Source organism: Polycladomyces abyssicola (assembly GCF_018326425.1).
GTDB classification, from domain to species: Bacteria; Bacillota; Bacilli; order Thermoactinomycetales; family JIR-001; genus Polycladomyces; species Polycladomyces abyssicola.
This window is the reverse complement of record NZ_AP024601.1, coordinates 1746134-1759184: the sequence shown is the minus strand read 5'-3', so window position 1 is coordinate 1759184 and position 13051 is coordinate 1746134. Positions and strand designations below refer to the sequence as shown.

The window sequence follows — 13051 nt, the reverse complement described above, 5'->3', positions numbered from 1 at the left end:
CGTGTACATCATGATCGTCAACCCCGTCTCGGGCAACGGGAAAGGAAGGAAAGTATGGGAACGTGTACGCCCGTTGCTGAAGCAGGCGGGGCTCCCGTATCGAGTATACTTTACCACCGGGCGTGGTCACGCGACCGAGCTGTCCCGTCAAGCGGTGGATTCTCCTCAAGTAAAAGCGGTGGTGGCCATCGGCGGCGACGGAACGGTTCACGAGGTGGGCAACGCATTGGTAGGTACGAATGTCCCGCTCGGCTATCTTCCGGCCGGTTCGGGAAATGACTTTGCCGTCGCCCATCGCATTCCCCTCGATCCACTGAAAGCGTGGGATCGCGTATTGCGCGGTAAGAGCCGTGCGGTGGACACGGCGCGGATCGGGGAGCGTTTCATGATCGGTTTCATGGGGATCGGTTTTGATGCCGCGGTGGCCAAACGCGTAAATGAATCGCGCTGGAAACGCCTCGGAAAGTTTGTCTATGCGGGCGGTGTGTTGAGAGAATGGTCGCGATTTCATCCTGTAAATGTACAAGTCACGATGGACGGCATTTTGTACGATCTGGATCGGGTATGGTTGATTGCGGCGACCCATATTCCCAACTATGCGGGAGGAATGCAGATTTGTCCGGGTGCGAAAGATGACGACGGTCAGTTGGACATCTGTTGCGTAAGGGATATCTCTCGTCGCAACTTTTTGCGTCTGTTCCCCTCAGTATATCGGGGAACCCATGTGGATCATCCGTTTATTGAGATTCAACGCGCCAGGCAGTTCACGGTATCCTCTGAAACACCGCTCCTGGTTCACGCAGACGGTGAGGTCATCGGCCAAACCCCGATTACGGTAACTGTGTTGCCGCGGTCGTTGCAAGTACTGTAGGCGCGTTCGACGGCTTCACGTTTGTGACGGTATTCATCCCCATTTGCGATTGTCCAGTTTTTCGTTGCTGGCTTCCTCCCACTCCGCACTCGACGGAATTAATAGCCGCTACACTAAGAATGTGGCCGTTATTCGACGAGTAAGTCAACGATCTTCCGCCCCTTCAGGGCGTTTTTCTTTTGCCACATTTCTCCCTGCATTGCAGGGGTTTGCCGGTTCGGGTATAATTAATAAATTGCAAAGGTATGTCATTTCCACCTGTAGAAAGGTGTTGAATAAATCATGACCCAAAAAGTGAAGGATTGGGAGCGTTACTTCGTTCCGCCGGATCTGAAGGCGGCGAAGAAACGCGGCAAGCAGGACGTGGAAGTGCTTCAGTTTGGTGAGATACCGGAAGATATGCGCCGTATCGGCGAAGGAAAATATTATCTGATTCGCACTTACGGCTGTCAAATGAACGTGCATGACAGCGAGACGATCGCGGGTATCCTGGAAATGATGGGATATCGTCCCACGGAGTCGGAAGAACAGGCTTCCGTCATTTTGCTCAATACCTGTGCCATCCGCGAAAATGCGGAGGACAAAGTCTTCGGCGAGATCGGCCGGCTGAAACCGCTGAAGATGGAAAATCCCGACCTGGTATTGGGCATGTGCGGATGCATGTCCCAGGAAGAAGGTGTCGTCAACCGCATTTTGCGCCAGCATCCCTATGTGGACCTGATCTTCGGGACGCACAATATTCACCGCCTGCCCTTCTTGTTGAAAGAATCGCTCTTCAGCAAGGAGATGGTGGTGGAAGTTTGGTCCAAAGAAGGGGACATCGTCGAAAACCTGCCCAAGGTGCGCGAAGACGGTCTCAAGGCTTGGGTCAATATCATGTACGGTTGCGACAAGTTCTGTACGTATTGTATCGTACCTTACACGCGCGGAAAGGAACGCAGCCGTCGGCCGGAGGACGTATTGGCCGAGATTCGGGAACTGGCGCGGAAAGGATATCAGGAAGTCACCCTGCTGGGGCAAAATGTCAACGCGTACGGGAAGGATTTCAAAGATCGTCATTACACGTTCGCCCACCTGATGGACGACGTGCGCAAGATCGGCATTCCGCGCGTTCGTTTCACGACCAGCCATCCGCGTGATTTTGATGATCACCTGATTGAGGTGCTGGCCAAAGGCGGCAACCTGGTGGAGCACATTCATCTGCCGGTGCAGTCAGGCAGCAGTGAGATCCTCAAGATGATGGCGCGGAAATACACACGGGAACAATATCTGGAGTTGGTTCGCAAAATCAAGGCGGCCATTCCGAATGTGTCGTTGACGACTGACATTATCGTCGGTTTCCCGGGCGAAACGGACGAACAGTTCGAAGAAACGCTGTCACTGGTGCGTGAAGTGGAATTCGATTCGGCGTTTACGTTCATCTACTCTCCCCGGGAAGGAACCCCGGCGGCCAAGATGAAAGATGATGTGCCGATGGAAGTGAAGAAAGAGCGCCTGATGCGGCTCAACCAGTTGCAGGACGAGATCAGCCGCAGGAAAAACGAAGCACTCCGCGGCCAAGTGGTTGAGGTGCTGGTCGAAGGAGAAAGTAAAAAAGATCCCAATGTGCTGTCGGGACGGACACGGACCAACAAGTTGGTCAACTTCACCGGTCCGAAACACCTGATCGGCCGATTTGCCCATGTTCGGATCGATGAGCCGAAAACGCACACGCTGAAAGGAGTATGGGTGGAAGAAGCCTATTCTCAGGTGGGGATGTGACATGGATCGCATATTGAACAATGTCCATCCCATTTTGCAAACGGCGGCCCAGCTGGGGCGCCGCTTGCAGCAGACTGAAGAAATCAGCCGGTTTCGACAAGCGGAGAAACAAATCCAAAACAGCGCCCGTGTCAATGGATTAATTGCGGAGATCAAAAGAAAACAAAAAGAGTTGGTTCATGCCAAGCACTATCAAAAAACAGAATATGTCCGCCGTCTTGAACAGGAATTGAAAGCCTTGCAGGAAGAGATGGAAAATTTGCCGATTGTCCGGGAATATCAACAGAGCCAAGTGGAAGTGAATGATCTCCTGCAAACCATTCAGCAAGTGTTGGCCGATGCGGTCTCTCGTAAAATCGACGTGGAAGTGGGCGGAGATGTTTCCCGGAGTGGTTGTGGTAGCGGAGGCCCATGCGGATGTAAAGGCAATTGAACGGCGATTCCCCACGGATTTTTCCGTGGGCTTTTTTTTGCACCCTAGACTTCTGCCCTGCATACACATGGTACTGAACGATTGTTTGGAGGAGGGAGCAACATGGCAAAAACAGATAGAGACGTGCAATATCGCCAAATCATCACCAAAGCTATCTGCGGCAGGGGTCGTAAGTTCTCCCAGGCAACGCACGCCATCCGCCCGCCGGACAATATCTCCAACATTTTGGGTGCTTGGATTATCAATCATTCATATGAAGCGCACCGTGTGGGTGAGGTTGTCGAGGTCATGGGAAACTACGACATTAACATCTGGTATGCCACCAAAGGCAATACCAAAACGGATGTGGCCAAGGAGACGGTTCGGTATGTCGATCAGGTGCCGCTTAACTTCTACGACCGTAATCTGCGGGAAGATACGATCAGCGTGAATGCGGTTGCCACGCAATCTCCCAATTGCATCGAGGCAACGATCGCTTCCAGCGAAGATTCCGTCTTGGTACGGGTGGAACGGGAGTTTCTCGTAGAAGTGACGGGGGAGACCAAAATTTGCGTCGCCTGCTATCCCCACGATTATGAAGACCTGGAAGACAAGGAGTATGGACCATCCTCGCTGGAAGCGGATGTGCAGGACTTTGACGATTTGGATCCCGATTTGGTCATCGACGATCTGGATTGAACCGATCCGGAGGGGGAAAGTCCCCCTCTTTGTTGTTGAGGGGGCTTTTGCCCCTTTTTTGTTTTTTTCCACTGACCTGTCACCCAGGTGCTTCATACCATATCAGTGTATGCGAAGTTGGAAAAAGCGAAAGGGGAAAGGCGATGAGTTCCCTCACTCTTCCATGTAGACAATGTGATGATAAGCAGTGGATTCGGAGTGAAGCGATTTCCGCAGAACGGGTTCTTTCCCCATCGATTCGATTTGAACTTTCGAATGAACCGATTGCGTTTTCCGAATCGATGTTGGTACTGAATGACGAGAATGTAGTGGAACGCATCCGCAAAAGGGAAATCAAAACAGGGGTTTTGAAGTTACACGGTATCTCCTTCGCCACTGCCCGTATGCGGCTGCTCAGGCAATATATAGTGGTCGTCTTTCAAACGGAAACACCGTTGATGTATCGATCCAAAGGCAGCTCGGTCTGGTTGGCGCAGGAAAAAAATCCCCAACGCGTTACATACGAACGCGTGCCCTTGGGAGAAAAAAATCGGGAAGTCAAGAAGGTTCAGCAATTGGCTGTGCGTTCCTTGTATGCGCTGGGATTGGATTACGGTGTCGTCAAAGTGGGGACGCTGCCGGGCAGAAAATTGGTTGTGGTGGACGTGATTCCCGATCCGAGGTTAAATACCCAAATGGAGGATGTGTTTGTTCACGAGATTTACAGATACGTCCAAAAATTAGGAGAAACCGCGGTCAAGCCCGAATCCGTCATGTTGGGAGCAGACCCCGAGTTTATCATGAAACATGCCAGTGGGCAACTGGCGTTGGCGTCTCAATATTTCCCCCGTTTCGGCAAGGTGGGATGCGATGAGATCTGGCACGGGCAGAATCGTGCCAATAAACCGTTGGTGGAGATTCGTCCACAACCCACACCCGAGCCGCGCACACTGGTGGTGCGGATTTACCAGGGGTTGATTACGGCTGCCAAAAAAGTGAAGACGGCCAATGTCGTGTGGTTGGCCGGTGGATTGCCGTGTGCCGGTTATCCGTTGGGCGGTCATATCCATTTCAGCGGCATTGTGCTCAATTTCAAACTGCTCAGAGCGTTGGACAACTATTTGGCGTTGCCGTTGGTGTTGGTGGAGGACCCCAATGGTGTCAAAAGACGGCCGAAATATGGTTATCTGGGAGATTTTCGTCATCAATTCCACGGTGGTTTCGAATACCGGACATTGCCCAGTTGGCTGATTTCACCCACCGTGACCAAAGGGGTGATTGCGGCTGCGCAACTGATTGCTTCCCGCTATCCCTATCTGCAGTCAGAACCGCTCAAAAGATTGTCCGTGCAACGGGCGTATTATCAAGGTATCAAAACCGACATCCAACCGCTGGTGAAAACATTGTGGGAGGATTTGCGCGGATTAAGTGAATACCCTGGTTATGCGAAGTTTTTGGATCCATTTTACGAGTATCTGATGTCTGGAAAAACATGGGATGAACAAAAAGACATTCGCAAGGTTTGGAACATCCCTCCCTACCGGGGCCCCCGGAAGACCGCCAGGTGATGAGGTGTTTCCGGTTATCCGACGTTTTTGATCAGGACGAAACAGGCACGGTTGTTCGGTCCGTTGGGGAGTGTTACAATAGACCGTACGAAACAAACGACTTTTACGGTTCGGAGGGTGTCCTGTTTTGGCCAAATATACGCCGATGATGGAACAGTACTTATCGATTAAGGCAGAGTATCCGGATGCCTTTTTATTTTTCCGTTTGGGCGATTTTTACGAGATGTTTTTTGAGGATGCGATAAAAGCAGCCGAGGAGCTGGAAATTACGCTGACCTCACGCGACGGCGGGAAAGAACGGGTGCCGATGTGCGGTGTACCGTATCATTCCGCTGAGGCGTATATCGAGCGTTTGATCGAAAAAGGATACAAAGTCGCTATCTGTGAACAGGTGGAAGACCCCAAAGCGGCCAAAGGCGTGGTCAAGCGCGAAGTGGTTCGAGTGATCACGCCGGGCACTGTCATTGAGGAAAAAATGCTGGCCGACAAAGAAAACAACTTTTTGGTGGCACTCGCTACCGACGGCCGTGCGCATGCGTTGGCGGCCGGGGATCTTTCGACCGGCGAATGGTACGTGACCCAGCTGGAAGGGACGCTGGACCGGTTGATGGATGAAACCAGCGCGTACCGCCCCAAGGAAGTGCTGCTCGACCCCGCATTGGCGGGGAACCGTCATTTTCAAAAGCGGCTTAGCATGCGGCTGGGATGTTTGTTCACCCCGATGAGTGAGGAGAAACTGGGAGCCACTGGTGAACTGGAGGCGGCATTAGCCCAACAATTTCCTTCAGCAAAAGAGGTCTTCACAACAGCGCTCCTGGTCCGGGCGGGCGGCATGCTGCTTCGCTATCTACAGGATACGCAGAAACGATCACTGCGCCACCTCAATCGGGTTCGACGATATGATGCCCGTCAGTTCATGATTCTGGACGAAGCGGCCCGGCGCAATCTGGAGCTGACCGCTACGTTGAAAGACGGTCGGCGTCAAGGATCGTTGCTCTGGTTGTTGGACCAGACGGCGACCGCGATGGGGAGTCGGATGTTGCGCCAATGGTTGGACAAGCCTTTGGTGAACAAAGAGGCGATCGAGGAACGGCAGGATGCGGTACAAGCGTTTCTGGACGATCTGTTGTTGTTGGAGGAAGTCCGGGAACGATTGAAGGAAGTGTATGATCTGGAGCGGTTAGCCGCCCGGATCGCGTACGGTTCGGCCAATGCCCGGGATTTACAAGCGCTTCGCCGTTCACTGGAGGCGCTTCCCGCACTGCAGCAGGTGTTGGCTCGGATGGATTGCCCACCGCTTCGGATGATGGGGGAACACATGGATGTGTGCCCCGATGTGGCGGAGCTGATCGCCAAGGCGATTGAGGATGATCCCCCGGTTTCGGTCAAAGAGGGCGGCTTGATCCGGGAAGGTTACCATCCCTATTTGGATCGGTTGCGGACGGCGCAAAGGGAAGGGAAGAATTGGATCACCCAGTTGGAGCGTCGCGAGCGGGAAGCGACGGGCATCAAGTCGCTCAAAGTGGGTTACAACAAGGTATTTGGTTACTATATCGAGGTGACCAAGGCCAATCTCCGCCATTTGCCGGAAGGTCGATATGTACGGAAGCAGACCTTGGCCAACGCCGAGCGGTTCATCACGCCGGAGCTGAAGGAAAAGGAACAGCTAATCCTGGAAGCGGAAGAAAAATCGGTCGAACTGGAGTACCAGCTGTTCACCGAGGTCCGCGAACAGGTGGCCCGGCAAATTCCGCGGCTGCAAACGCTCGCCGAACAAGTGGCGCGGTTGGATGCGTTGCAGTCACTTGCCGCCGTGGCTGACCGTTATCGGTATGTCCGTCCGGTCATCCGTACAGACGGCCGCTTGCGGATCGAAGCGGGGCGGCACCCGGTGGTGGAAGCGGCCAACCGGGAAGAGCCGTTCGTGGCCAACGATACGGAGATGAATCCGGAAGACCGGCAGATCTTGCTGATCACCGGTCCCAACATGGCCGGAAAGAGCACCTATATGCGCCAGGTGGCCCTGATCACGGTGATGGCGCAAATCGGCAGTTTCGTTCCTGCGAAGCGGGCGGAAATCCCCATCGTAGACCGGATCTTCACGCGGATTGGTGCAGCGGACGATCTGGTCGGGGGCAGGAGCACGTTTATGGTGGAGATGGCGGAGACGTGTCAGGCGCTGACCCAGGCGACAAAACAAAGTTTGATCCTGCTGGACGAAGTGGGACGCGGTACCTCTACATATGACGGCATGTCCCTTGCACATGCGATCGTGGAATACATTCATGATCATGTGGGGGCAAAAACCCTGTTCTCCACGCACTATCATGAGTTGACCCGGTTGGAGGAAACGCTTCCCCGGGTGGTGAATGTGCACGCCCGATGCGTGGAAAAGGACGGAAAAGTGGTCTTCCTCCACCGGATCGAACCGGGACGTGCTGACCGCAGTTACGGGATCCAGGTGGCTGAGTTGGCCGGATTACCGAAGGAAGTGATCCAACGGGCCAAAGTGATTTTGGACGAGCTGGAAGGACAGGCGGAAACAGCCGCCGCGGTTCAGCAGTTAGAGTTGTTTCCTGCGGTGCCCGAACCGGAGGCGCAAACGGAAAAGGCCCCCGAACCGGCCTTGGGAGAAACGGAGCGGGAAGTGCTGAAGGAGCTTGCCGAGTGGGATCTGATGGGCTCCACCCCCTTGGATGCGATGCAGTTGATTCACCGTCTGCAACAACGACTGAAATCCAGTCGGGTTTAGGGAGGGCCGAGGATGGGAAAAATCCGCATTTTGGACGATCATTTGGCCAACCAGATCGCAGCGGGAGAAGTGGTGGAGCGGCCGGCTTCCGTGGTGAAAGAGTTGGTGGAAAACGCCATCGATGCGGATGCGGATCGGATCGCGGTTCAGTTGGAGGAAGGTGGTATCCGCTCGATCCGCGTTTCCGACAACGGTTGCGGTATGGACCGGGAGGACGCGCAACTGGCTTTCGCCCGGCATGCCACAAGCAAGATTCGCCGAGAGCGGGATCTGTTTGCCATCCGCACATTGGGTTTTCGCGGAGAGGCACTGCCCAGTATTGCCTCCGTATCCCGACTGACACTGACCACCCAGGATGGGTCGGACCAACCCGCCATCCGGCTCAAGCTGGAAGGGGGCGAAACGGTCTCGATTGAGGAAACGTCCCGTTCCCGTGGAACGGATGTGTGGGTGGAAGATCTGTTTTACAATACGCCGGCTCGTTTGAAATACCTGAAAACCGTCAACACTGAGGTTAGTCACGTAGCCGATGTGATTGGCCGGTTGGCGTTGGCACATCCGAATCGGGCATTTTCGCTTCGCCATAACCAACGCGAATTGTTCCGGACACCCGGTGACGGGAAACTGATACACGTCATCCATGCCTTGTATGGCAAGCAAGTGGCATCCCACATGGTGCCGCTCGAAGCGGAAGATCCGGATTTCCGCCTGACGGGGTTGGTGGCCCGTCCCGAGGTGACCCGGTCCAATCGCTCATATTTGTCCATCATTCTGAACGGACGCTATATCCGCAGTGTTCCATTGGTACAGGCGGTATTACAAGCGTATGACACGCTGTTGCCGGTAGGGCGTTATCCGATCGGTGTGCTGTGCGTGGAGACGGATCCCAAACTGGTGGATGTCAATGTACATCCCGCCAAGCTGGAAGTACGCATCAGCAAGGAAAAAACGCTGTACGACCTGATCGTGCAGTCGGTTCACCAGGCATTGCACCGGCAGGTACTTGTCCCCAAAGTGGAGAAGAAACCGAATGGACCGACGGTGAAAAAAACACAAGTAGTGCAGGAACGGTTGTCCTTTGACCGCCCCGCTGGACGGTCCGAATCGGAAGGGTATCCGTCATTGTCGCGCCCGGTGAGGGAAGACCGGGTATACGAACCGTCTTCCGTCCGGCAGGAGAAGACGGAACCCGTTTCCCACGTTTTGCCTGAGCAAGCGACAGCCCCGGATCCGATCCCATCACAGGAAACACCACAGAAGTCGCCTGTCCCTGTGCAGGAGCCGGAGGAGAAATCCCGTTTTCCGATGATGGAACCATTGACGCAAGTGCACGGCACCTATATTGTGGCGCAGTCGGAAGACGGTTTCTATCTGATCGATCAACATGCGGCGCATGAACGGATTTACTATGAGCGCTTTCTTCGCCGCATGAAAGAAACCGATCCCGAACAACAGCCCCTGTTGGTGCCGATGACGGTGGAATGTACGCTGTCCGAGGCGGAAACGATCCGAAGCAAGCTGGACGATTTACGCGCGCTCGGATTGGAAGTGGAACCTTTCGGAGGAACCACGTTTCTCGTACGTTCCCATCCGCGTTGGTTTCCAGAAGGACAGGAGGAGTCGATCATCCGTGAGATCGTGGATTGGCTCAAGGAACACGGTCGAGTGGATACGGTTCGCCTCCGGGACGCCAGTGCCAAGCTGATGGCGTGCAAAGCGGCGATCAAGGCCAACCGCCACCTGCGTCGGGAGGAGATGGAACACTTGCTCGAGGAGTTGGGGGCATGCGACAATCCGTTCACCTGTCCGCATGGCCGACCGATTCTTGTGCATTTTTCCACCTATGAAATCGAAAAGATGTTTAAGCGGGTGATGTGAGATGCTGGTGACCACGTCTTTTCATCCGCATGCCGGACAAAGGGAGGAGGCGCGTCATCTGGCCCGTCGGCTGGGTATGCCCTATGTTGACCGGGAGCGTTTTCCTCTGGTGGAGTTGATGGAGCGAAACGGCGCCGATTCGGCAGTGGTGGTGACGCGGGAGGGATGGCACTGGGAAGATCGCGAAGGGCGGCAGTTCTTTTTTCACCCCAATATGTCCGTCCCGCGGATCAAACAACTGCGACAAGGAAACTCCGACCCGTTGGTAACTGTCAGCGGGATGCAACCCGGAGATCGGGTGCTGGATTGCACCTTGGGGATGGGGGCGGACGCCGTCGTCTCCGCCTTTGTCACCGGGCAAACCGTGACCGGCTTGGAAAGCCAGCCGGTCATCGCCGAACTGGTGGCCCACGGCCTGAAGACATATCCGGCGAAAAATGAGGAATTGAAAAAGGCGATGCGTTCCATTGAAGTGATTTGTACCGATTATCGGAAGTTTTTGCCGCAATGTGCGGATCGCTCCTACGATATCATTCTTTTTGATCCCATGTTTCGTGAAACGGTACGCGCATCCAGCGGGGTTCAGCCGCTCCGTCTGTTGGCCAATATGGACCCGCTGGACCCGGAGACGGTACGTCACGCGGTTCGGGTGGCCCGCAAGACGGTCGTGCTGAAAGAGCGGCCACAAAGCGGCGAGTTTGAACGATTGGGCTTTGAAATCGTGAAACAATCCGCTCGTTTCGCACTGGGCGTGATCCGGGTTGAAGGAGGGAGGGAATGAAAGAAAAGGAGGATTTGCTCGTCATCGTGGGGCCGACGGCGGTGGGTAAAACAGCGCTTAGCCTGCAGCTGGCCGAATCGTTTCGCGGAGAGATCATCTCCGGAGATTCGATGCAGGTGTACCGGTACATGGACATCGGTACCGCCAAGGCGACGCCGGCTGAACGGGCGCGTGTCCCTCATCACATGATCGATATCGTCGATCCGGACTATCCGTTTTCCGTGGATCAATTCCAGCGGATGGTGAAAGAGAAGATCCATGAGATCCAGTCACGTGGTAACCTGCCGATGTTGGTCGGAGGGACGGGATTGTATGTGCAATCCGTCACGCATGGGTATCAGCTGCCCGGTGTAAAGGAAGACCCGGCCTTTCGAGAGGAGATGCATCGTTTGGCGGATGAACAGGGCAACGAAGCCCTGCACCGGCGATTGGCGAAGGTGGACCCGGAAACGGCGAGCCGATTGCATCCCAATGACAGACGCCGCATCATCCGTGCGTTGGAGGTATTTCATGCCAAAGGGGTTCCATTTTCCCATTTGCAAAAGCAGGAAGGTTCCCTGTACAATACATTGTGGATTGGCCTGACGATGCCACGGGAGCAGTTGTATGAGCGCATCAACCGACGCGTGGATCAAATGATGGCCGATGGTTTGGTGGAAGAGGTAAAACGGTTGCGGGCGCTCGGTTACCGGGGTAACCTGACCTCCATGCAGGCGTTGGGTTACAAAGAAATTCAGCAGTATCTCGACGGATATTGGACACTGGAGGAGGCGGTCGAGGCAATCAAGCGGGGGACGCGCAAGTTTGCCAAACGACAACTCTCCTGGTTCCGGCGTTTGAAGGAAATCCATTGGTTCGACGTGACCCGCCCGGGCTTCACGGAAGAAATTCATCAGGTTGTAGCAGGAAAGTTCCCTGGTTACAGCGAATAGAGTAAACTAATGCCAAAACGTACATAGGAGGTACGGACTTTGAAACAATCCATCAACATTCAAGATACGTTTCTCAACCAAATCCGCAAAGAAGCGGTCCCTGTTACCATCTATCTCATAAACGGTTTCCAGCTTCGCGGAGTCGTACGGGGCTTCGATAATTTCACAATCGTGATTGACAGCGATGGAAAACAACAAATGGTGTATAAACACGCGATTTCCACCTTTACACCGGCACGTCCGGTCTCTTTGCAACAACAGCAAGCCGAAGAGGCTGGGAAAGAAGCATAATACCACCTCCGACCGAAACAACCGAGCGGGTACCCCGCTTGGTTGTTTCTTTTTTGTCCTTCACCAAATACTGGGCTCTTGCGTATTATATGGAGCCGAATCGACCATAAGAGGTGACAAACATGAGCAGGCGGGTCATCACAAGAGAAACCAACCGGATTCAGGTGGTACTGGACTATGACTCGGATCGGGAAGGATCGTCAGCGGCAACCGTCACTGATGGGATTGCGGATACGATCGATCAACCGGAACATCTTCCCCTGCGTCGGTGCCTCGATGATTTGGATCGACTGGTAGGCCTCAAGCGGGTCAAAGCATTCATCCATGAGATCTACGCGTGGCTGGAAGTGGGACGTCGTCGGATGGCGGCGGGATTGTCGGCGGAACAACAAGTGTTGCACATGATTTTTACCGGCAATCCCGGGACCGGAAAGACCACCGTGGCCCGTATCATGAGCCAACTGTTCAAGGAAATGGGTGTATTGGCCAAAGGGCATTTAATTGAAGTGGAACGGGCGGATTTGGTGGGGGAGTATATCGGTCACACGGCACAAAAAACGCGGGAGCACGTCAAGCAAGCGCTGGGAGGGATTTTATTCATCGACGAGGCATATTCTCTGGCGCGCGGAGGGGAAAAAGATTTCGGCAAAGAGGCGATCGATACGCTGGTGAAAGCGATGGAGGATCACAAGAACGAATTTGTTCTCATTTTAGCCGGTTATTCAAATGAGATGGACCGGTTCCTCCATTCCAACCCCGGTTTGCCGTCCCGATTCCCGATTCATTTGGATTTCCCCGATTTCACCATCGATGAGCTGATTGACATCGCGGACCGAATGGTTCGACAGCGGCAATACCGGCTTTCCAATCCCGCCAAAGAAAAGTTGCGACGTCATTTGCTTAAGGAGATCGACCGTTCGGCGCACCCGTTCGGCAATGCCCGCTATGTTCGCAATCTGGTGGAGCAAGCGGTCCGATTGCAGGCGGTTCGCCTGTTGAACACACGCTATCCCACCCGGGATGATCTGATGTCCATCCGTGCGGAGGATCTCCAGTTTACGCAAACATCTTCCCCCGCTTTTTCGTGGTATACTTAACATGGTTACGACATTGCTGAAAGCAAGCTG

At 54.2% G+C, this 13051-nt stretch carries 11 protein-coding genes; all 11 read left to right on the top strand.

Translation table 11 applies throughout. From position 1 onward, the window contains the following. Positions 1–10: 10 nt before the first annotated feature. The 11 genes from KI215_RS08810 to spoVK all read left to right on the top strand — a co-directional run bounded on the left by KI215_RS08810 (position 11) and on the right by spoVK (position 13021). Positions 11–871 (top strand): diacylglycerol/lipid kinase family protein, encoded by an 861-nt coding sequence (locus tag KI215_RS08810; RefSeq protein WP_246512296.1) that lies wholly within the window; start codon positions 11–13, stop codon positions 869–871. A gap of 282 nt (positions 872–1153) precedes the next feature. Further along, positions 1154–2632 carry a tRNA (N6-isopentenyl adenosine(37)-C2)-methylthiotransferase MiaB gene (miaB, locus tag KI215_RS08805; protein WP_212772389.1) on the top strand — a complete coding sequence of 493 codons (1479 nt, stop codon included), beginning with the start codon at positions 1154–1156 and terminating at the stop codon, positions 2630–2632. A gap of 1 nt (position 2633) precedes the next feature. Beyond that, on the top strand, positions 2634–3065 hold the full coding sequence (locus tag KI215_RS08800) for a YlbF/YmcA family competence regulator (RefSeq protein ID WP_212772388.1): 432 nt from the start codon (positions 2634–2636) through the stop codon (positions 3063–3065). Between the two features lie 102 nt (positions 3066–3167). After that, complete coding sequence (cotE, locus tag KI215_RS08795) at positions 3168–3743, top strand: outer spore coat protein CotE (RefSeq protein WP_212772387.1); 576 nt, start codon at positions 3168–3170, stop codon at positions 3741–3743. Between the two features lie 143 nt (positions 3744–3886). Next, positions 3887–5290 carry a putative amidoligase domain-containing protein gene (locus KI215_RS08790; protein ID WP_212772386.1) on the top strand — a complete coding sequence of 468 codons (1404 nt, stop codon included), beginning with the start codon at positions 3887–3889 and terminating at the stop codon, positions 5288–5290. Between the two features lie 127 nt (positions 5291–5417). Beyond that, on the top strand, positions 5418–8042 hold the full coding sequence (gene mutS, locus KI215_RS08785; RefSeq protein WP_212772385.1) for a DNA mismatch repair protein MutS: 2625 nt from the start codon (positions 5418–5420) through the stop codon (positions 8040–8042). A 12-nt stretch (positions 8043–8054) separates the two neighbouring features. Next, positions 8055–9920, top strand: a complete 1866-nt coding sequence (gene mutL / locus KI215_RS08780; protein WP_212772384.1) for a DNA mismatch repair endonuclease MutL — start codon at positions 8055–8057, stop codon at positions 9918–9920. Between the two features lies 1 nt (position 9921). Continuing rightward, positions 9922–10701 carry a class I SAM-dependent methyltransferase gene (locus KI215_RS08775; protein WP_212772383.1) on the top strand — a complete coding sequence of 260 codons (780 nt, stop codon included), beginning with the start codon at positions 9922–9924 and terminating at the stop codon, positions 10699–10701. Then, a complete protein-coding gene (miaA, locus tag KI215_RS08770; RefSeq protein ID WP_212772382.1) occupies positions 10698–11633 on the top strand; it encodes a tRNA (adenosine(37)-N6)-dimethylallyltransferase MiaA in 936 nt (311 codons plus the stop codon). Before KI215_RS08775 ends, miaA begins: the two co-directional genes overlap by 4 nt. Before the next feature lie 39 nt (positions 11634–11672). Further along, positions 11673–11924, top strand: coding sequence for an RNA chaperone Hfq (hfq, locus tag KI215_RS08765; RefSeq protein ID WP_212772381.1), 252 nt, complete (start codon positions 11673–11675; stop codon positions 11922–11924). Positions 11925–12046: 122 nt separating this feature from the next. Continuing rightward, positions 12047–13021 (top strand): stage V sporulation protein K, encoded by a 975-nt coding sequence (gene spoVK, locus KI215_RS08760; protein WP_212772380.1) that lies wholly within the window; start codon positions 12047–12049, stop codon positions 13019–13021. The last annotated feature ends 30 nt before the right edge of the window (positions 13022–13051 follow it).